At 68.0% G+C, this 20,411-nt stretch carries 17 protein-coding genes; 7 read left to right on the top strand and 10 right to left on the bottom strand.

Annotation, left to right across the window (positions count from 1 at the left end):
• Position 1 precedes the first annotated feature (1 nt).
• The 6 genes from yidC (at position 2) to AADR41_RS05655 (ending at position 6,005) form a co-directional block, all read left to right on the top strand.
• Entirely contained in the window at positions 2–1,264 is a 1,263-nt protein-coding gene (gene yidC / locus AADR41_RS05630; protein WP_342280249.1) for a membrane protein insertase YidC, read from the top strand.
• A gap of 14 nt (positions 1,265–1,278) precedes the next feature.
• Entirely contained in the window at positions 1,279–1,788 is a 510-nt protein-coding gene (locus AADR41_RS05635) for a Jag family protein (protein WP_124719874.1), read from the top strand.
• Positions 1,789–1,898: 110 nt separating this feature from the next.
• Entirely contained in the window at positions 1,899–2,615 is a 717-nt protein-coding gene (gene rsmG, locus AADR41_RS05640) for a 16S rRNA (guanine(527)-N(7))-methyltransferase RsmG (protein WP_072487588.1), read from the top strand.
• A 301-nt stretch (positions 2,616–2,916) separates the two neighbouring features.
• Positions 2,917–3,993: a ParA family protein gene (locus tag AADR41_RS05645; RefSeq protein ID WP_124720173.1), complete on the top strand. Its 1,077-nt coding sequence runs from the start codon at positions 2,917–2,919 to the stop codon at positions 3,991–3,993.
• On the top strand, positions 3,990–5,090 hold the full coding sequence (locus AADR41_RS05650) for a ParB/RepB/Spo0J family partition protein (RefSeq protein ID WP_342280250.1): 1,101 nt from the start codon (positions 3,990–3,992) through the stop codon (positions 5,088–5,090). Before AADR41_RS05645 ends, AADR41_RS05650 begins: the two co-directional genes overlap by 4 nt.
• A 297-nt stretch (positions 5,091–5,387) precedes the next feature.
• Entirely contained in the window at positions 5,388–6,005 is a 618-nt protein-coding gene (locus AADR41_RS05655) for a GNAT family N-acetyltransferase (protein ID WP_342280251.1), read from the top strand.
• Between the two features lie 78 nt (positions 6,006–6,083).
• Here AADR41_RS05655 and trxA read toward each other — a convergent pair whose 3' ends face one another.
• The 8 genes from trxA to AADR41_RS05695 all read right to left on the bottom strand — a co-directional run bounded on the left by trxA (position 6,084) and on the right by AADR41_RS05695 (position 16,192).
• Complete coding sequence (trxA, locus tag AADR41_RS05660; protein WP_266731331.1) at positions 6,084–6,413, bottom strand: thioredoxin; 330 nt, start codon at positions 6,411–6,413, stop codon at positions 6,084–6,086.
• A 48-nt stretch (positions 6,414–6,461) separates the two neighbouring features.
• Positions 6,462–7,424: a thioredoxin-disulfide reductase gene (gene trxB, locus AADR41_RS05665; protein WP_342280252.1), complete on the bottom strand. Its 963-nt coding sequence runs from the start codon at positions 7,422–7,424 to the stop codon at positions 6,462–6,464.
• A 121-nt stretch (positions 7,425–7,545) separates the two neighbouring features.
• Positions 7,546–8,502, bottom strand: coding sequence for a hypothetical protein (locus AADR41_RS05670; protein WP_342280253.1), 957 nt, complete (start codon positions 8,500–8,502; stop codon positions 7,546–7,548).
• Positions 8,499–9,206, bottom strand: a complete 708-nt coding sequence (sigM, locus tag AADR41_RS05675) for an RNA polymerase sigma factor SigM (RefSeq protein ID WP_342280254.1) — start codon at positions 9,204–9,206, stop codon at positions 8,499–8,501. Before sigM ends, AADR41_RS05670 begins: the two co-directional genes overlap by 4 nt.
• A 109-nt stretch (positions 9,207–9,315) precedes the next feature.
• Positions 9,316–9,765 (bottom strand): hypothetical protein, encoded by a 450-nt coding sequence (locus tag AADR41_RS05680; RefSeq protein ID WP_342280255.1) that lies wholly within the window; start codon positions 9,763–9,765, stop codon positions 9,316–9,318.
• A 71-nt stretch (positions 9,766–9,836) separates the two neighbouring features.
• Entirely contained in the window at positions 9,837–11,558 is a 1,722-nt protein-coding gene (locus AADR41_RS05685; protein WP_342280256.1) for a protein kinase family protein, read from the bottom strand.
• Between the two features lie 127 nt (positions 11,559–11,685).
• Positions 11,686–13,845, bottom strand: coding sequence for a murein biosynthesis integral membrane protein MurJ (murJ, locus tag AADR41_RS05690; RefSeq protein WP_342280257.1), 2,160 nt, complete (start codon positions 13,843–13,845; stop codon positions 11,686–11,688).
• Between the two features lie 49 nt (positions 13,846–13,894).
• Positions 13,895–16,192, bottom strand: a complete 2,298-nt coding sequence (locus tag AADR41_RS05695; RefSeq protein ID WP_342280258.1) for a DUF6049 family protein — start codon at positions 16,190–16,192, stop codon at positions 13,895–13,897.
• Positions 16,193–16,374: 182 nt separating this feature from the next.
• Between AADR41_RS05695 and AADR41_RS05700 the strand changes: the two genes are divergently transcribed.
• A complete protein-coding gene (locus tag AADR41_RS05700) occupies positions 16,375–17,817 on the top strand; it encodes a CCA tRNA nucleotidyltransferase (RefSeq protein ID WP_342280259.1) in 1,443 nt (480 codons plus the stop codon).
• Between the two features lie 58 nt (positions 17,818–17,875).
• Here AADR41_RS05700 and AADR41_RS05705 read toward each other — a convergent pair whose 3' ends face one another.
• Both AADR41_RS05705 and AADR41_RS05710 read right to left on the bottom strand, forming a co-directional pair.
• Entirely contained in the window at positions 17,876–19,144 is a 1,269-nt protein-coding gene (locus AADR41_RS05705) for an MFS transporter (protein WP_342280285.1), read from the bottom strand.
• A 123-nt stretch (positions 19,145–19,267) separates the two neighbouring features.
• Complete coding sequence (locus tag AADR41_RS05710) at positions 19,268–20,350, bottom strand: inositol-3-phosphate synthase (protein WP_266731319.1); 1,083 nt, start codon at positions 20,348–20,350, stop codon at positions 19,268–19,270.
• Positions 20,351–20,411: the final 61 nt, after the last annotated feature.

Below are 20,411 nucleotides of genomic sequence, written 5' to 3' on the forward strand. Positions count from 1 at the left end.
AGTGGACACGATTGCCAGTCTGTTCAGCTTCATCACCTGGCCCGTCTCATGGGTCATCGTCCAGTTCCACAAGATGTACGGGGCGATCTTCGGCCCTGACACCGGCTGGGCCTGGGGCCTGTCCATCGTGTCGCTGGTGGTGTTGATCCGGATCTGCCTGATCCCGCTTTTCGTCAAGCAGATCAAGTCGACCCGCAACATGCAGGTGCTCCAGCCGAAGATGAAGGCTATCCAGGAGCGCTACAAGAGCGACAAGCAGCGTCAGTCCGAAGAGATGATGAAGCTGTACAAGGAGACGGGTACCAACCCGCTCTCCTCGTGCCTTCCCATCCTGGCGCAGTCGCCGTTCTTCTTCGCCCTGTACCACGTGCTGTCGGCCATCGCCTCGAACAAGAAGATCGGCGTCATCGACCAGTCGCTGCTCGACAGCGCCCGTCAGGCACACATCTTCGGTGCTCCGCTCGCTGCCAAGTTCATGGACAGCGAGGAGAAGGTCCAGGCGCTCGGTGCCTCTCTGACCGACGTCCGGGTCGTCACCGCGATCATGATCGTGATGATGTCGGCGTCGCAGTTCTTCACCCAGCGCCAGCTGATGACGAAGAACGTCGACCTGACGGTCAAGACGCCGTACATGCAGCAGCAGAAGATGCTGATGTACATCTTCCCGGTGATCTTCGCCGTCATGGGCATCAACTTCCCCGTCGGTGTCCTCGTCTACTGGCTGACCACCAACGTCTGGACCATGGGTCAGCAGATGTACGTGATCAACCAGAACCCGACCCCGGGCAGCAAGGCGCAGGACCAGTACCTCGGACGTCTGCTGAAGAGCGTCACCACGCACGGCGAGGTCCGCGGCAAGACCCGGCGCAACACCGTCAAGCGGATCGTGTCCAAGGGCCCGGACCGCAATGACATCGAGCGGAAGTTCATCACGGGGCTGGCCAAGCTGGGCCTCGCCGCCCAGGAGGACGGCACTGTGATCAAGAGCGACACTGCTGCCGCCGAGGCCGAGGGCGGAGCCGCACAGCGGCGTCAGCAGCCCAAGCGTCAGACCAAGTCCCAGCGCCAGACCGGTACCGCGCAGGCGGGGGGCAAGGACGCCGACTCCAGCGAGTCGGGTTCCAAGACCTCCCTGCAGAAGCGGGATGCCGCACAGGGCGAAAAGCCCAAGCCGGCGGGCAAGTCCGCGTCCGGCTCCTCACGCCAAGCCAAGTCCGGACAGCGCAAGGGTCCGCAGCGGCCCAAGCACCCGTCCAAGAAGTAAGAAGGAGTCCATCCGTGACGGAAGGCACCACCTCCACGGCCGCTGAGGGCAGCGACACCTTGACCCGCCTTGAGCAGGAGGGCGAGATCGCAGCGGACTACCTTGAGGGTCTGCTCGACATCGCCGACCTCGACGGCGACATCGACATGGATGTCGAGGCGGACCGGGCCGCGGTCTCGATCATCAGCGACTCGGCACGTGATCTGCAGAAGCTCGTGGGCCGCGACGGTGAGGTGCTGGAGGCGCTCCAGGAGCTGACGCGGCTTGCCGTTCACCGGGAGACCGGGGACCGCAGCCGGCTGATGCTCGACATCGCGGGCTTCCGGGCCAAGAAGCGGGCGGAGCTCGCCGAGCTGGGTGCCAAGGCCGCGGATGAGGTCAAGAGCACCGGCGAGCCGGTGAAGCTGGACCCGATGACGCCGTTCGAGCGCAAGGTCGTGCACGACGCGGTTGCGGCCGCCGGCCTGCGCAGCGAGTCCGAGGGCGAGGAGCCGGAGCGCTTCGTCGTCGTCCTCCCGGCCTGACCGGACCCTAGTTCTGTCGGCCCCGTCTGTTCGCAGGCGGGGCCGATCTTTGTCAGCCTGATAGATCAGCCACCCACAGTGCGGTAGTGCGGTATGGAAGGACGGTTCCCGTGACGGCGGAAGTAGAGCTTCCCCAGGCGCCCGAAGGGGCGCGGGCGGTTTTCGGCGAGTTCTTCCCGGAGGCTGTCCGGTACGCGGAACTGCTGGCGGACGCCGGAGTGAAGCGGGGGCTGATCGGCCCGCGTGAGGTGCCGCGGCTGTGGGAGCGGCATCTGCTGAACTGCGCGGTGCTCTCCGAGGTCGTGCCCGAGGGCGTCACGGTCTGCGATGTGGGCTCGGGGGCCGGTCTTCCCGGCATCCCGCTGGCGCTGGTGCGCCCCGACCTCAAGATCACCCTGCTGGAGCCCCTGCTACGGCGCACGAACTTCCTCCAGGAAGTGGTGGAGCTGCTGGGCCTGGACCATGTGACGGTGGTGCGTGGTCGGGCCGAGGAGGTTCTGGGCTCGCTCCAGCCGGTGCATGTGGTGACCGCTCGGGCCGTGGCACCGCTGGACCGGCTGGCCGGCTGGGGCGTTCCGCTGCTGCGTCCGTACGGGGAGATGCTGGCCCTCAAGGGGGACACCGCCGAGGAGGAGATCGCCGGGGCACGTGCGGCCCTGGGCAAGCTCGGAGTGGTGGAGACCGAGGTCCTGCACGTCGGGGAAGGCGTTGTCGACCCGATGTCCACCGTGGTGCGGGTGGTGGTCGGCGAGAGCCCGGGCGGTGTGAGGTTCGCCGCAAAGCGGGCCAAGGCCGCCAGGACGAGTCGTACGAGGCGTCGTCGCTGACGTCTCCATCCGCTCCGCTTCACTCTGTGGAACCGAGTGGTGCGTGCGGTACATGCCGTCTGCCGGTCGCGGGTCCGGTACGTAGCTGTATGTACCCATACGGAGTGTCGTGCCCCCGTAGCCAGGCTGCGGGGGCATCGTGTTTCACGTGAAACGTCGCTCTCTGCTGCATGGAATCATCAGCCGCGGTCGCGCGGCTGCCGCGCCGCGGCATCGCAGGCCCGTTAGGGCTACGGGGTTGTCCACAGAAGTGGATTCATCCACAGAAGAGCGGGCCTCGCTGGTTCACGACCCCGAAAGCATGGCAGGCTCTGCTCATTGCGAGCCTGAAGTCGAGGAGAGTGAATCCTTGCGGTCCGACGCCAACATCGCGGGACCGATGACCGATCCGGTCCCCGGTCCCCGAACCGAATCGGCGGGGGACGGTGTTTCACGTGAAACACCGCCGCCGATGGACGACACACCCATCGGTCGCGCGGCCCAGCTGGCGGTTGAGGCCCTTGGCCGCGCCGGCGAGGGCCTGCCCCGTCCTGACCGGACGCGCGTCATGGTGGTGGCCAACCAGAAGGGCGGAGTGGGCAAGACGACCACGACGGTCAATCTTGCTGCTTCGCTCGCGCTTCACGGCGCCCGTGTTCTGGTGGTCGACCTCGACCCGCAGGGGAATGCCTCTACGGCTCTGGGTATCGATCACCATGCTGAAGTCCCCTCCATCTATGACGTCCTGGTGGAGAGCAGGCCGCTCTCCGAAGTGGTTCAGCCCGTACCGGACGTCGAAGGCCTCTTCTGCGCCCCCGCCACCATCGATCTCGCCGGTGCGGAGATCGAGCTGGTGTCGCTGGTGGCGCGGGAGAGTCGACTGCAGCGGGCGATCCAGGCGTATGAGCAGCCGTTGGACTACATCCTCATCGACTGCCCGCCTTCGCTCGGTCTGCTGACGGTCAATGCCCTGGTCGCCGGGGCCGAGGTGCTGATCCCCATCCAGTGCGAGTACTACGCGCTGGAAGGGCTGGGTCAGCTGCTGCGGAATGTGGACCTGGTGCGGGGGCATCTCAACCCCGATCTCCATGTCTCGACGATCCTGCTCACCATGTACGACGGCAGGACCAGGCTCGCATCTCAGGTCGCGGAGGAGGTGCGCAGCCACTTCGGCAAGGAGGTGCTGCGGACGAACATTCCGCGATCGGTGAGGATCTCGGAGGCGCCCAGCTACGGGCAGACCGTGTTGACCTATGACCCGGGTTCCAGCGGGTCGCTTTCGTACCTTGAGGCGGCGCGTGAGATCGCCCTGCGGGGTGTCGGGATCCACTACGAGCCCCAGCATGCCCGGACGGGCATGGGGAACAGCCAGCAGAGCACTTCGGAGGGGATTCAGTGAGCGAGCGTCGAAGAGGGTTGGGGCGTGGGCTGGGTGCCTTGATCCCCGCCGCTCCGCAGGAGAAGCAGGTGCCGTCCATGGGGATGGGATCGACCTCTGCGGGGGCGAATCCCGTGCTGACGGCAGAGCGGGGGGTGGCCGCGGCAAAGGTGGCCGCTCGTACGGGCGCTCCGCTCGTGCCGGAGCCGAGCGCGCCGGTGTCGGGGTCCGGAGCGGCCAATGCTTCGGTGGAACCTGCTGCGGCATACTTCGCCGAGATTCCTATCGGCGACATCACTCCGAACCCCCGCCAGCCTCGCGATGTGTTCGACGAGGACGCCCTCGCGGAGTTGGTGACCTCCATCAAGGAGGTGGGCCTCCTCCAGCCCGTCGTCGTGCGGGAGGTGGGGCCGGAGCGCTACGAGCTCATCATGGGCGAGCGGCGCTGGAGGGCCTGCAGTGAGGCGGGCCTGGAGCGGATCCCGGCTATCGTCCGGGCCACGGAAGACGAGAAGCTGCTCCTGGACGCGCTCCTGGAGAATCTTCACCGGGCTCAGCTGAACCCGGTGGAGGAGGCAGCCGCGTACGACCAGCTGCTCAAGGACTTCGAGTGCACGCACGACGAGCTGGCCGACCGGATCGGGCGTTCCCGGCCGCAGGTGTCCAACACGCTGCGTCTGCTGAAGCTGTCGGCTCCGGTGCAGCGGAGGGTGGCGGTCGGGGTACTTTCGGCCGGTCATGCGCGGGCTCTGCTCTCCGTGGACGACTCGGAGGAGCAGGACCGGCTGGCTCATCGCATTGTGGCCGAGGGGCTGTCGGTGCGGGCGGTCGAGGAGATCGTGCGGCTCATGGGCTCCAATCCCACGAGCCCTGCGAAGGCCAGGGGGCCGCGGGCCGGCGGCCGGGTGTCACCCGCTCTGTCCGATCTCGCCACCCGGCTCTCGGACCGCTTCGAGACCAGGGTGAAGGTCGACCTCGGCCAGAAGAAGGGGAAGATCGTCGTCGAGTTCGCATCGATGGAGGATCTGGACCGTATTCTCGGCAGCCTGGCACCGGGCGAAGGGCGTGTGCTGGATCAGGCACCGTCCGAGGAGTCCGCTGAGGAAGACGAGGGCTGACCCTCTCTGAGGTTGTCGGGCGGGCCGTGTTCCGGTGGTTACCGGAACACGGCCCGCCCTTTGCTCTTTCTCGGTGTCGGCTTCATTCCTGGGTGGATACGATGCGTTCTGGTATGGCACATCCGGCTTGACCGCCTCGGCAGGGAGGGTCATGCGATCAGTGAGCCGCAGCCGGCTGATGACAGTCGGGCTGGGCCTGGGGGCGGTCGGCGGGTTCGTCGGCAGCCTGCTCCTCGAACGGAGTGCACTGACCGTCGCACGTGATGCGGCGGCCGAAGGAAGCGAGGAACAGCCTTCATGGGGCGTCGGCTCGTACCGCTCACACTGGACAACCTTTCCGATCTCCCCAGACGATGCCGTGCGTGTGTCTTCTGGGAGCTTGATCCGGTCAGTGGGGAAGCTGCGGTAAAGGCGGGGACGCCCGGGCTGGAGAAGGAGGCCTGGATCTCGGCCGTTCTCCTGGAGTGGGGGTCGTGCGGCCGGGTCGTCTATGTCGACGATGTGCCGGTGGGCTATGTGCTCTACGCCCCGCCCGCCTATGTGCCGCGTTCGACCGCGTTTCCCACCAGCCCCGTCTCCCCCGACGCCGTGCAGCTGATGACTGCCTGGATCACGCCCGGCTACCAAGGGCAGGGGCTGGGCCGGGTGATGGTGCAGACCGTCGCCAAGGATCTGCTGCGCCGGGGGTTCAAGGCGATCGAGGCGTTCGGTGATGCCCGGTGGAAGGAGCCGGCCTGTGTGCTTCCCGCGGATCATCTGCTGGCGGTCGGCTTCAAGACCGTACGGCCGCATCCTGTCCATCCGAGGCTGAGACTGGAACTGCGTACGACGCTGTCCTGGAAGGAAGACGTCGAACTGGCACTGGACCGGCTGCTGGGCGCAGTGCAGAAGGAGCCGGCGCTCAGGCCGCTGTGATCCGGGATCGCAGGACGATCGAAGAACCATGAGGATCCGAGAGTTCCTGGCAACGTGAAACATCGGCGTGCGGTGTGCCTAGCCGAGGAAGGCCTCAAGGTCGCGGACGATCGCGGCCTTCGGCTTGGCGCCGACGATGGTCTTCGCGACCTCGCCGCCCTGGTAGACGTTCAGGGTCGGGATGGACATGACGCCGTACTTGGCGGCTGTGGCCGGGTTCTCATCGATGTTGAGCTTGACGACCTCGATCTGGTCGCCGTGCTCGGCGGCGATGGCCTCCAGGGACGGGGCGATCTGGCGGCACGGACCGCACCAGGCTGCCCAGAAGTCCACCAGTACGGGCTTCTCGCTCTTCAGGACGACCTCGTCGAAGGAGTCGTCGGTCACGTTCTTCAGGGCGCCGGCCACGGCGGCCTCCTTAACTTCTTGGGGGGGTAGTGGGGTGAGAGGCGTGAGTCAGACGGTGGCCGCAGCGGCCTTCTCGGCATCGGCGAGTGCGGCCAGGAAGCGCTCCGCGTCGAGAGCGGCCGAGCAGCCCGTGCCGGCGGCCGTGATGGCCTGCCGGTAGGTGTGGTCGACGACGTCACCGGCACCGAAGACACCGGTCAGGTTGGTCCGGGTCGAGGGGGCTTCGACCTTGAGATAGCCCTCTTCGTCGAGGTCGAGCTGGCCCTTGAAGAGCTCGGTGCGCGGGTCGTGGCCCACCGCGATGAACAGGCCGGTCACCGCGAGCTCGGACGTCTCGCCGGTCTTGGTGTTCCGCAGGGTCAGACCGGACAGCTTCTGCTCGCCCTGTACTCCGGCAACCTCGCTGTCCCAGGCGAACTTGATCTTCGGGTCGGCGAAGGCCCGCTCCTGCATGGCCTTGGAGGCACGCAGCGTGTCCCGGCGGTGGACGATGGTGACCGACTTGGCGAAGCGGGAGAGGAAGGTCGCCTCCTCCATCGCGGTGTCGCCACCGCCGACCACGGCGATGTCCTGGTCCTTGAAGAAGAAGCCGTCGCAGGTGGCGCACCAGGAGACGCCGCGTCCGGAAAGGGCGTCCTCGTTGGGCAGGCCGAGCTTGCGGTGCTGGGAGCCGGTCGTCACGATGACGGCCTTGGCGCGGTGCACCGTACCGGCCGTGTCCGTGACCGTCTTGATGTCTCCGGTGAGGTCCACGGAGACGACGTCGTCCGGGACGAGCTCTGCGCCGAAGCGCTCGGCCTGGGCGCGCATGTTGTCCATGAGCTCGGGGCCCATGATCCCGTCCTGGAAGCCCGGGAAGTTCTCCACGTCGGTGGTGTTCATCAGCGCGCCACCGGCGGTGACGGCGCCCTCGAACACCAGCGGCTTCAGCGAGGCGCGTGCGGTGTAAAGGGCGGCCGTGTAGCCCGCGGGGCCGGAGCCGATGATGATCACATTACGGACGTCGCTCACGGGTTTCTTCCTCGTCTCTGCAGACTGCCTACTGGGGCCGGTTCAACGACTCTCACCCCACCCAACGGATCCTACGGGGCATGCATTCCCCGACGTGCCGAGGCAAGCTGCCGGGGGATTCTCAGTGGCGCGGGTAGGTACGAGTCAGCAGGAGTTCACCCTTGCCCGCGGGCTCCGACTGGACACAGGCCGCATCGACGACGTACGCCTGCACCTGTGTCGCATCGGACGGGTGCGGGAGAACGACGAGAAAGACATCCGTGCCTTCGTAGGTGCCCTGCTCCATGGCGAGCGCTGGAGTATCGCGCCCGGTGCCCTGCTCCACGCAGGGCGGGACGGGCACGGTGGGTGCGCGCAACGGAGTCTGGAGCGAATCGGATCCGGCGGAAGCGGACTCGGGTGTCGAGTGCGCCCCGGTGGACGGAGTCTGCTCCTCGGCCCCCACACTGTCCGCCGACTTCGACGGCTTCGAGCCGGTGCTCAGAAGAAGCGCGTGTACCCGGCCCTCAAGCGTGGACTCCGAGAACGTCCCTCCACCGCTCTCCTCGGCGCTGGAACTGCGGTCCGCCGCCTTGAGGCTCCCGGAATTCTGGGACGACTGGACGTTCTGCAGCAGGAAGACACTCAGACCGACCACGGCCGCGCCGAGAGCGGCCCCGAGCACGGCTGTGCGACGGCGGCGTCGGAGCGGCCGCCGGCCGGGGCCGGTGGCCGCCCGGGGGCGTCCTGCGGGACGGTCCGAGGTGTTGGGCTCTGGGTTCGACTTCTCCGCTGCGGGCGGCTCTGTTTCACGTGAAACATGCAGCGAGCCGGATGGCGGCGTGGCGTCGAGAGCCGCTTCAGCGGCGAGTGCGGCGTCGATGCGGTCCGCGATGTCATCCGGCATGTGCTGCGGCATGGGCACGGTGCCGAGTAGCTCGCGGATCTCCATGAGAGAGGCATGGACCTCACCGCAAAGTTCGCAGCCGTCCACATGGTCCCGGACTTCTGTCGCCCGTGATGGTGGGAGCAGTTCCTCCGTCAGGTCGGAGATCTCCGTGACATCCGGATGCTGGGTCGTGTCGGCCGTTGACGTCATGTGCGCCCACCTCCGCCCTTCACTGAAGCGGGATCGCTTGTGGTGGCCGCATCTCTCGGCCCCGATGCCGGTGGGACGGATGTATGCGGCGTCCGGTTCCTTGTGGCCGACTCGTCGACCCCCGCGACCTCGCTGAGCAGATGAGTGAGTAGCGGCGCCAGCCGGGCCCGCCCCCGCGCGCAGCGGCTTTTCACGGTGCCTGTCGGTACATCGAGGATGCGTGCTGCCTCGGCCACGGGGTAGCCCTGCATGTCCACGAGGACGAGTGCGGCCCGCTGCTCGGCGGGCAGAGTGGCGAGCGCGGCCAGGAGCTCGCGGTGCAGGTCCCGGCGCTCTGCGGGTGCCTCCGCGGATTCGTGCGGTTCCAGGAGCTGCTCGAACCGTTCGGTGTCATTGATCGGCGCGGTTTTGCGGCTGGCCGCCTTGCGGACCCGGTCGAGGCAGGCGTTGACCGTGATGCGGTGCAGCCAGGTGGTGACGGCGGACTGACCACGGAAGGTGTGGGCTGCCCGGAAGGCGGAGACAAGGGCGTCCTGGACGGCGTCCGCGGCTTCCTCACGGTCCCCCAGGGTCCGTATCGCCACGGCCCACAGCCGGTCGCGGTGGCGCCGTACGAGCTCGCCGAAGGCGTCCGGTTCACCGGCCACATGGCGGGCGAGGAGTTCTGAGTCGCTGGAGTCGGGTTCTAAGGATTCAGCAACCACGCGATACCCCTAAATGCCTAAAAGTAGCCTTGACCTCGGGCTTTGTGCTGTCAGGCGGCTGCCGGGACGAGGGGACGCCGTGACCGAGGGCCTTGAGCCGACGACGAGGTCAGCGGCTTTTGTGGTCCGGGTCGAGGTTGTAGGTGTGGAAGTCGGTGCCGATCGAGGCTGAACAATACCAATGACTGCCGGCAGGCACGTTCTCGCCGGAGCCGAGAACCCGGGTGATCGCCGAGTGCGGCCCTTCTGGCCCGTGCGCTCGGCTCCTGACGCCGCAGGCGGTGGTTTGTTTCGCGCTGGCGATGTGCCTGTTCGCGGGGCAGGCGGCGGTGAGGTGCCGCCGGAGCTCGGTGCCCTTGTCCCGCAGGCTGTCAGCAGGAACTGTGGGAGCGGATCCCGGGCAGAGGTCTTCCCAGATGTGCCGGCGGTCGCCTACCCGCACCGCGTCGGGCAGGGCCCGGCAGGCTGCCTTGCCGTAGGCCCTTGAGCCGACGCGGTGGACGACCTCGACGCCGGGAAGAAGACCACCGGGAGGAAGCGGGGGCATCCTCACCGACACGATCGGCCTCGTGGAGAACGCGCGGCATCGGTGAAAGGGGGGGGCGAGTGTGATGACCCGCGAGCCGGTGGTCAGCCCATGAATTTAACTTCGGTGATGGATTGTTTGTAGCCGGCGCCGCTGTAGCGATCGGCGGGCGACTTCGGCATGTCGGTAAGCCATACGAGTACGAACCGGGTCTTTACCGGCTTCTTCGTCTGCAGTTTCGCTTCTGTGCCGACCGTCTCGGTCGTTGCGATTTTCGTCATCGACGACAGAGGCGTTGACGAGTTGAGAGAGTCGGTCGCGTAGAGCGAGGCGGTGGTGTGATCGCCACCGAATTGCAGGCCTACGGAGGCTGACGAAATGGACTGAGCGGAATCGAGTTCATACACGATGCCGACGCCCTCTTTGAAGGGAGCCAGCTTGGGGCCGCCTATGAAGCTCTTGGACCGCCAGTACGTCGCGCTGTCGCCGTCGTACGTCAGGTGGACGTCGTCGGGGTGCTGTGCCTTTCCATCCGGGAAGTACTCGACCGCGTCCTTGACCGTGAGCAGTTGGCCCGTGGGCTCCTTCTTGCCGGCGTCACCGCTTTTCGGGTCGGTCTGCGTGCTGCCGGGGTCACTCGATTCGTTGTTGAGCAGTGTCTCGGCCAGCTGCCAGCTGCCGAGGCCCAGGGCAGCGATCAGCAATGCGGAAACGGCCCATTTGAGGGCCTTGCCGGTGCGGCTCTGGAGCGGCGCCGGGGGTACGACCATCACGGGCTTGGTCACGGGTGCGCCGGGACGGGCGGGCGGGCGCCCGTAGGAACCCTGCTGATAGGTCGTGCGCTGATACTCGGGCGGCGCCGTGAAGACGGGCTCCGGAGGGCGGATACGGGGCATCGCGGCAACGGCCCTGGCCAGCTCGTCCGGCGTCGTGCACGGCTGTTCCTGCCGGGAGGCAGTCGCGCCGTCATTGGCGAGGGCGCGCATGGCGAGCTCGGAAAGGCCGCGGTGGACGCCCGCGCGCACCTGATCGGGGGCGATCAGCCCCACACCCTTGGGCAGCCCGGCCAGGCCGTACGCGTCGCTCTCGTACGGCCAGCGCTGGGTCAGCGCGGCGTACAGCAGAGCGCCGATGGCCTCGGTGTCCGCACGCTGCGGACTGTCGGCGGTGATGCCCCGCAGGGCGGCGTTCACCGCGAGGCCGCGGATCCGGTACTGCCCGGTCGAGCTCCGCAGCACCGCCCCCGGGGTGAGCCTCAGATGCGCGAGGCCTTCCCGGTGGGCCGCCGCCATGGCCTGGGAGACCTGGCTGACGAGCTGGTAGGCGTCGTGCGCTTCCATCGGCCCCGAGGCCAGCAGGGAGGTGAGCTCGGTGGCGTCGGGGAGCCATTCGTGGACGACGTAGACGAGGTCGTCCTCCTCCACCGCGTCGAGGACCTGCACGAAGCGCGGGTCACCGAGCAGCGCGGAGGAGCGGGCCGCGGCCAGCACGGAGCGGGCACGCGGGTGGTCGGCCGGAAGGAGATGGACGCCCACCGCGCGGCGCAGCTTCTCGTCGACGGCGCGCCAGCTGCTGAAGCCGTCCAGACGGGTGACGCACTCCTCCAGCCGGTAGCGTCTGGCAAGTTTGTGCCCACTGTGCAGGTCAGGGGTCGGCAGGGTGACTTCGGAACCGATGCGTTCACCATCCGTGTCCTGCGGCTTCTCGCCCTTGATGTCCTGAGCTTCTGCCGTCCCGTCGGTCGTGGCCTCGTCCGCCTTGGCGGTCAGCGGCTCATCGCCGCTGTTGTCGGCCACGTCGACGGCAGCCGTGCTACGTTCCGCCACCGTCGTTCCTGCCTCCCCATCCGTTGCGCGATGCCAGCCAGCTCTGCACAGTCACGCCAATTGTGCCCACACTCCGGCGCTATGCACGACACGCAAGGGGTGGTGATGGTTGTGCGGCGGTTGATTCTCAGCGACCGAGTCGCCCTCGGACCATGCCGACCATGCCGTTGATCTCCTCGATCCGCATCCGCTTGGCAGCGACGAAAAAGACGCCGAGCAGTACGGCTCCGCCGCAGATCAGAGCGGCGAGCGAGCCGAAGGCACCCTCGCCGAGACCCAGGAGAACGGCAAAGCCCACACCGCCGCCGAGTACCGCTGCCGGGGTCGCGGCCAGGCACAGCCGGGCGTACGTACGCACGACGTGGGCACCGTCCAGATCCCCGCCCAGGCGGTTGCGCAGCCGCCGCCAGGCGATGCCCACGCCGACGGCGTAGGCGAGCCCGTACGAGGCGGCCATGCCGACCACGGCCCACCGGGCGGGCAGGACCACGTAGCAGAGGGCCGAGGCGGCCGCGTTGACCGCGGCGACGATGACCGTGTTGTAGAAGGGCGTGCGGGTGTCCTCGTACGCGTAGAAGCCGCGCAGCACGACGTACTGAACGGAGTACGGGATCAGACCGAGTGCGAAGGCCATGAGGATGAAGCCCATGGAGCGGGCGGCCTCGGTGCCGGCGGAGGCGTACAGCAGGGTGCACATCGGCAGGCCGAGGGCGAGGAAGGCGAAGGCCACCGGCACGATCGCGACAGCCGAGTTCCGCAGCCCCTGGGAGATGTCGTCACGGACGGCGCCCGGGTCGTCGTCGTGGGCGGCGCGGGAGATACGCGGCAGCAGGGCCGCCATGACGGAAACGGTGATGATCGCCTGCGGCATGCCCCAGATGAGCTGGGCGTTGGAGTAGGCGAGGAAGCCGGTGCCGTCCTTGCCGGACAGCTTGCCCGCCGACGTCGCGAGCTGAGTGACGACGATCACGCCGGCCTGGTTGGCGAGCACGAACAGGACGGTCCACTTGGCCAGCTTGACCGTCTTGCCGAGCCCGTGTCCCTTCCAGTCGAAGCGCGGGCGGAAACGGAACCCGGCCTCACGCAGGTACGGGACCATCGCCAGGGCCTGGACGACGAGACCGAGCAGCGTGCCGATGCCGAGGAGCCGGACACCCTCCGGCGGAATGGTCTGGACGCCCATCTGGGACTCGGCGGACGTTCCGTAGACCCAGATGAACATGCCGAACGTGAAGATCATGACGATGTTGTTGAGGACCGGGGTCCACATCATCGCGCCGAACTTTCCGCGGGCGTTGAGGATCTGGCCCATGACGACATGCACGCCCATGAAGAAGATGGTCGGCAGGCAGTATCGGGCGAAGGTCACGGCGACGCTGTTGGCCGCGGCGTCGTTGGCGATCGTCGGCGACATCATGTGGATCAGCCACGGAGCGACGAAGACCGCGAGCGCGACGATCACCCCGAGCGCGACCATGACGAGGGTCAGCAGCCGGTTGGCGTAGGCCTCACCGCCGTCCTCGTCGTCCTTCATGGACCGGACGAGCTGGGGCACGAAGACCGAGTTGAGGCCGCCGCCCACGGTGAGGATGTAGATCATCGTGGGCAGGGCGGTCGCGATGGTGAAGCTGTCGCCGAGCAGCGCCGCACCGAGCGCAGCGGTGATCACGAGGCTGCGGACGAATCCGGTGAGGCGGGACACGAGCGTGCCGGCCGCCATCAGCGCGCTGGACTTCAGTATCCCGGCGGCCCGGCCGCCGGACTTGGGCGGGGCGGGCGCCGGAGCGGGCTCGGGCTCCGGGGGGACGGGGGCCGACCCGGCCGGGCCCTCCTGGTCCCGGAAGAGGTGGGCGAAGGCGTCCGGCTGCTCGTCGTCCCGGGACGCCTGGCTGACGAGGTCGTCCACCCCGACAAACTGGGTGGTCGCCGGATTGTCGCCGTACGGCAGGTGCCGCGACGGGCCACCGGGCTCGGGCGGCGGGGTCTGCGCCCAGATACGCGGATCGGGCGGGTACTGGGCCGCGGGCGGCTGCTGGTAGAGGGGCTGGGGCTGCTGGTAGGTACCCGGAGGCGGCGGCGGGTGCGCGGCCCGGTCGTACAGCGCCTCGGCCACCGGGTCCTGGACGGACAGGTCCTGAGCTCGGTAGGGATCGCAGTCGTAGGCGTCCTGCAGGTACGGATCGGGCATCGGCGGAACCTGGCCAGGTCCCGGGGGCACCGGGGGCCCGCCGGAAGACCCGGCTCCGCCCGCACCCTGACCGCGGTCACCGTCGTACGGCGCGTTCATCGAAACCCCACCTCATCGTCCCCGGCCGACCGGCCACGACAGACATCGCTCAACGTTCCACTTTCTCACCCGAGTCCGACGGCTCCCCGCTTTCCGGACCGGTGTCCGGAGTCGGGTCACTCGGCTGCTCGGGTTCGCCGCCGTCCTCGCCGGTCGTGCCACCCGCGTTGGCGCGCTTGCGATGGGTGTACATCCTGATGCCCGCGAGAACCAGGAGCAGCAGTCCGCCGGCGATGACCAGCAGCACGGTCGGGGTGAGCTCGGAGACCTTCACGGTGAAGGTCATCGCTCCGCCGTACGGTGTGCCGTCCTCGGTGTAGAGCTGTGCCGTCATCTGCACCTGGCCGTTGACGTTGGCGGCCGCGTCGAACTTCACGGACTGGCTGTGGCCGGCACCGATCCGGATCGGCTGCTCCGCCACGGCCCCGCCGTCGTTCAGCTTGAGGCGGGTCGCGTTCTCCGACTTCAGCCGGAGAACGAGATGGTCCACGCCCTGCAGCAGCCTGTTCTGCACGGTCACCGGGATCGTGGCGCTGCGGCCGGACAGGGTGACGTCCGACTTCGAGATGAGCTGGACCTCGCCGACGAGGTCCTGCAGATAGCCGCGGACCGAGTCCCGGTACTGCTGGGCCTCCAGCGGCCTGCCGCGCCACGACGTCGACATGGACCGGTTGAGCGCGTTGCCGAAGGGGGTCACCACCCGCTCGGGCTGGGTGAGGATGACCTGGAAGCTGTTCAGCGACACCTGGGTGGACTTGATGTCCTGGAAGGCCTGGGTGGGCAGCTCCTGGCTGCGGAGCTTCCTCGGGTACTGGGAGGCCCCGGGGACGCTGGTCGTCGCGTCCGCGTCGGGCTTCTCCCCGGCCGCGTCCACCAGTCCGAGGGGTTGTGTCCAGCGCCCGTCGTCGAGTCCGTGCAGGGCACGGGCCATCGACTGGACCTGGGCCACGGTGGGCATCCGCTGCGGTGCGACGACGATGCTCCGCTCGATGTCCGTGTCCTGTTCGGTCAGGGCGAGCGTCAGAGCGAGGAACTTCTGCACGGCGAGGGTGGACTTCCCCGCCTTCGACATGTCGCCCTGGAAGGCCGTGGAGAGCCGGGCGTCGGCGACGACCGCAGTGGTTCCGCCGCCGATCGGCCGGGCAGCGGTCGGCGTGTACGTCAGACCGCCCGTCTCCTGGAGGCTGTCGCTGCGGGCGATCACCTTGTGGGCCCCGGCCGAGGTGGCGACATCGACGACCGACGGGTCGATCGCCCCGTCGACGGGCCACGCGAAGTCGGTCGACGGCTTCACATGGAGGATCGTCTGTACCGTCGTCCCGGCCACTTCGGTGGCGGTCTGAAGGTGGCTGAGGGTGCCGGAGACGTTCTTGCCCCGGTGTGCGATGGACGCCAGATCGGGGTCGGCGAACGGCAGCGCGACGACCTTCCCGTCCGTCACCGCGGCTTCGAGCGCGGTGAGCCACTGCTTGGCGACGGCCTGGTTCTTGCCGGCGACGGTGGTGTCGCCGGACTTGACGCGGTAGTTCCCCGTCATCGCGTCGACGCTGGCCAGCAGGTCCGGGTCGATCACCCAGGTCACGGGCAGTCGGCTGCCCAGCGATACCAGCTGTTCGAGCCGTCCGCCCGGAGCCAGCTCGGTGGCCAGGTCGTCGTCCGCGAACACGGGCGTCTGCTGATCGTCGGTGCCCGTCTCGGCGGTGACATGGGCCGGCGCGATGAGCGGCCAGAGGTAGGTGACCTTCGTCCGGGAGTCGCGCTCCTCCTCCTGCCAGGGCAGGAAGGTGCGCTCGATGCCCAGCACCTGGTCGTACTGGACCCGGGAGGTCTGTCCCGTCAGCGAGACACCGAGCTGGTAGACGCCGTCGTCGCCGAGCCCCAGCTTGCCGACCGGGACGGAGAGCGTGAAGTCCTGGCTGATCCCGGAGGGCAGCTTCGCGAACTTCACCGTGTACTTGCCGCCGATCGGAGCGGGGTCGCTGCCGAGCACATACCCGGTGCGCCTGGCGGCGGTGTCGATCTCCGTCCTGCTGTCGAGCTTCGGACCCACCCGCAGGTCGACCACGGCCTGCGTGATCGCTTCCTTGCCCCGGTTGGTCACGGTGCCCGAGACGGTCAGGGTGTCCCCCTTGACCGGCGCGCTCGGAGCCAGTGTGTTCAGGGCCACGTCCACCGTTTCGGACCCGGTGGGGGCCTTGCCGGTCCCGCCGGCCTGCGCCGCGGGTGCGGCCGGACCGGCCAGCAGCGCCGCGACGAGCGGCGCCCCGACGATCAGGGCGGCTGTGCGCCGCAGCCACCGGCGGGCAGGAGAGGGACCGATCCCCTGGATGTCTGCCGCCTCGGCCACGCGCTACCCGTCCCTCGTCGTCGTCAGCTGGTGTCGATGGTTGTCGGTTCTTGCGTCCACGCATGGTAACGATCTGCGCGGGTGCCAAGTGCTGGGGAGTTCGCTACATGATCGGAAGAGTCTTGCAGGGCGGTCCGAAACCAGGGCGACCGGGCCGGTCCGGGCACGTACCCTTTTCTGTTGTGTCGAACGCCAATGAAGACAGCTCCCGTGCCCTGACCCAGGTGCAGCACCGCGCAGTCAGCGAACTGCTGCGGGTGTCCCCGGTCGCCGACGACCTCGCTCGCCGTTTCCAGGACGCCGGGTTCAGTCTCGCGCTGGTCGGAGGTTCGGTCCGGGACGCACTTCTCGGCAGGCTCGGGAACGACCTGGACTTCACGACCGACGCCCGTCCCGATGCCGTACTGAAGATCGTCCGGCCGTGGGCGGACTCGGTGTGGGAGGTCGGGATCGCCTTCGGCACGGTGGGCGCACAGAAGGACGGCTACCAGATCGAGGTCACCACCTACAGGTCGGAGGCGTACGACAGGACCTCGCGGAAACCCGAGGTGTCCTACGGCGACTCCATCGAGGAAGACCTGGTCCGTCGTGACTTCACGGTCAACGCGATGGCCGTCGCGCTTCCGCAGAAGGAGTTCGTCGACCCGCACGGAGGCCTGGAAGACCTGGCGGAGCGCGTTCTGCGCACCCCCGGAACGCCCGAGGAGTCCTTCTCGGACGATCCGCTGCGGATGCTGCGCGCCGCACGCTTCGCGGCCCAGCTGGACTTCGACGTCGCTCCCGACGTGGTCACCGCGATGACGGAGATGGCCGGGCGCATCGAGATCGTCTCCGCGGAGCGGGTCAGGGAGGAGCTCAACAAGCTGCTGCTCTCCACGCACCCTCGCAAGGGTCTGGCGCTGCTCGTCGACACGGGACTGGCGCAGCAGGTGCTGCCGGAGCTCCCCGCACTGCGGCTGGAAAGTGACGAGCATCACCGTCACAAGGATGTCTACGAGCATTCGCTCACTGTTCTGGAGCAGGCCATCGACCTGGAGCAGAACGGCCCGGATCTGGTTCTGCGCCTCGCCGCGCTCCTCCACGACATCGGGAAGCCGAGGACGCGACGCTTCGAGAAGGACGGGCGCGTCTCGTTCCACCACCATGAAGTGGTGGGGGCGAAGATGGTCAAGAAGCGGATGACCGAGCTCAAGTACTCCAACGACATGGTCAAGGACGTCTCGAAGCTGGTGGAGCTGCATCTGCGCTTCCACGGCTACGGCGACGGGGAGTGGACGGACTCCGCGGTCCGTCGCTATGTGCGGGACGCCGGCCCCCTGCTGGAGCGGCTGCACAAGCTGACCCGCTCGGACTGCACCACGCGGAACAAGCGCAAGGCCGCCGCCCTCTCGCGGACCTATGACGGGCTGGAGGAGCGCATCGCGCAGTTGCAGGAGCAGGAGGAGCTGGATGCCATCCGCCCCGACCTGGACGGCAACGAGATCATGAAGACCCTGGGTGTCGGCCCCGGGCCGGTGATCGGCAAGGCGTACGCGTTCCTGCTGGAGCTGCGCCTGGAGCACGGCCCGATGGAGCATGACGCAGCTGTCGAGAAGCTCAAGGAGTGGTGGGCCGCTCAGGGCTGAGCCCGATCCTGCGGGAGCGCCGTCATGTTTCACGTGAAACGACGGCCCCTCGCTGACGCTAGACAGCTTCTCCGGTACGGCTCCACCGGAACATCAGCACCGCGACGATCGTGTAGAGGGCGGCCACCCCGACCACGACCGCGGTCGATCGCCCGTCAGGGGGCAGCATCAGGGCGGCGACTGCGGCGGCTCCCACGAAGGCGACGTTGAACAGCACGTCGTAGAGGGAGAACACCCGGCCGCGGAAGGAGTCCTCCACCGAGGTCTGCACCACCGTATCGGTCGCGATCTTCGCCCCCTGCGTGGCCAGCCCGAGGACGAACGCCGCGACCAGCATGGGGGCGGGGACGAACCACAGCCCAAGTGCGGGTTCGAGGACGGCTGCCCCTGCCGCGCACACGGTCAGCCATCGCAGTCGGCCGAGCCGGCCCGCGGCCCACGGCGTCAGTACGGCCGCCGCGAAGAATCCCGCACCGGAGACCCCCACGGCCAGCCCCAGAAGCGCCAGGCCCTCGGATTCGCTGTCGGTCCAGGCGTACCGGCACAGCATCAGCACCATGACGGTCAGCGCTCCGTAGCAGAAGCGCATCACGGTCATGGCGGCCAGCGCGCGGGTGGCCTGCTTCCGCTGCGCCAGATGGCGCAACCCGTCGTACAGTCCCCGCGCGGTGGCGGTCAGGGCTTCCCGCAGCCCGGTCCGGTGTCCGTCCCGGTCCGGCCCGAGGAGCCCCGTGGCAAGGGACAGGGAGGCCAGCGCCGACGTGAGGTAGAGAGCCGCCCCCAGCAGCACCACCACGGCATCGGAGTCCGAGACCAGCAGTCTCACGGCGAAGGCGAGGCCACCGCCCGCCGTGGCCGCGAGCGTCCCGGCGGTCGGCGAGATCGAGTTGGCCAGCACCAGCCGGTCGCTGTCGACGACGCGCGGCAGCGCGGCCGAGAGCCCGGCCAGCACGAAGCGGTTGACCGCGGTGACGCACAGCGCCGAGGCGTAGAAGAGCCAGTCGGGTGCGGAGCCGAGGATGAGGAGCGCCGTGCAGCAGGCGAGCGCGGCACGCAGCAGGTTTCCGTACAGAAAGACCTGGCGGCGCGGCCAGCGGTCCAGCAGGACACCGGCGAAGGGGCCGATGAGCGAGTACGGCAGCAGCAGTACCGCCATGGCGGAGGCGATGGCACCCGCCGAAGCCTGCTTCTCCGGCGAGAAGACGACATGAGCCGCCAGCGCCACCTGGAAGACACCGTCGGCCGACTGGGAGAGAAGTCGTACGGCCAGCAGACGACGGAAGTTCCGAAGGCGCAGAAGAACGCGCAGATCACCCACGACGGCCATGTGATCAAGAGTCACATACGTTGAGGGTCCCCGGGCAGATGCCCGGGGACCCTCAACAGCACGGAAGGGGATGAGCGTTGCCGCTCGGCACCCGGCCGCGTGGACGTGCCGTGTCCGGCTGCGTCAGTTGGAGACCTCGCCGCGGATGAACTTCTCGACGTTCTCGCGGGCCTCGTCGTCGAAGTACTGGACCGGCGGGGACTTCATGAAGTAGGACGACGCGGAGAGGATCGGGCCACCGATGCCGCGGTCCTTGGCGATCTTCGCGGCACGGACGGCGTCAATGATGACACCGGCGGAGTTCGGGGAGTCCCAGACCTCCAGCTTGTACTCCAGGTTCAGCGGAACGTCACCGAAGGCACGGCCCTCAAGGCGCACGTAGGCCCACTTGCGGTCGTCCAGCCAGGCCACGTAGTCCGACGGGCCGATGTGGACGTTGTCCGCACCGAGCTCGCGGTCCCGGATCTGGGAGGTGACGGCCTGGGTCTTGGAGATCTTCTTGGACTCCAGGCGCTCACGCTCAAGCATGTTCTTGAAGTCCATGTTGCCGCCGACGTTCAGCTGCATCGTGCGGTCCAGGATGACACCCCGGTCCTCGAAGAGCTTCGCCATCACGCGGTGCGTGATGGTGGCGCCGACCTGCGACTTGATGTCGTCGCCGACGATCGGGACACCGGCCTCGGTGAACTTGTCCGCCCACTCCTTGGTGCCGGCGATGAAGACCGGGAGAGCGTTGACGAACGCGACCTTGGCGTCGATGGCGCACTGCGCGTAGAACTTCGCAGCGACCTCGGAGCCGACGGGCAGGTAGCAGACGAGGACGTCGACCTTGCGGTCCTTGAGGACCTGGACGATGTCGACCGGGGCCTCGGCCGACTCCTCGATGGTCTGGCGGTAGTACTTGCCGAGACCGTCGTGGGTGTGGCCGCGCTGGACGGTGACGCCGGCGTTCGGCACGTCGCAGAGCTTGATGGTGTTGTTCTCGCTGGCACCGATGGCATCCGCGAGGTCGAGACCGACCTTCTTCGCGTCGACGTCGAAGGCGGCGACGAACTCGACGTCCCGCACGTGGTAGTCGCCGAACTGGACGTGCATCAGGCCGGGCACCTTGCCGGCCGGATCGGCGTCCTTGTAGTACTCGACGCCCTGGACCAGCGAGGCGGCGCAGTTGCCCACGCCGACGATGGCTACGCGAACCGAACCCATTCCGGTTGCTCCCTGTGTGTTTTGGATGTTCCCGATGAAGGCCCCGCGGATCTGCGGGGGC

Origin of the sequence: Streptomyces sp. CLV115 (genome assembly GCF_038448545.1) — a bacterium.
Classification (GTDB): Bacteria; Actinomycetota; Actinomycetes; order Streptomycetales; family Streptomycetaceae; genus Streptomyces; species Streptomyces sanglieri.

What these genes read in the sequence shown, in the direction of transcription:
- AADR41_RS05655 (WP_342280251.1), top strand. Translation starts at nt 5,388, where the DNA reads ATGGGGCGTCGGCTCGTACCGCTCACACTGGACAACCTTTCCGATCTC.
- AADR41_RS05705 (WP_342280285.1), bottom strand. Translation starts at nt 19,144, where the DNA reads ATGGCCGTCGTGGGTGATCTGCGCGTTCTTCTGCGCCTTCGGAACTTC.
- AADR41_RS05710 (WP_266731319.1), bottom strand. Translation starts at nt 20,350, where the DNA reads ATGGGTTCGGTTCGCGTAGCCATCGTCGGCGTGGGCAACTGCGCCGCC.
- murJ (WP_342280257.1), bottom strand. Translation starts at nt 13,845, where the DNA reads ATGAACGCGCCGTACGACGGTGACCGCGGTCAGGGTGCGGGCGGAGCC.
- AADR41_RS05670 (WP_342280253.1), bottom strand. Translation starts at nt 8,502, where the DNA reads ATGACGTCAACGGCCGACACGACCCAGCATCCGGATGTCACGGAGATC.
- AADR41_RS05645 (WP_124720173.1), top strand. Translation starts at nt 2,917, where the DNA reads ATGGCAGGCTCTGCTCATTGCGAGCCTGAAGTCGAGGAGAGTGAATCC.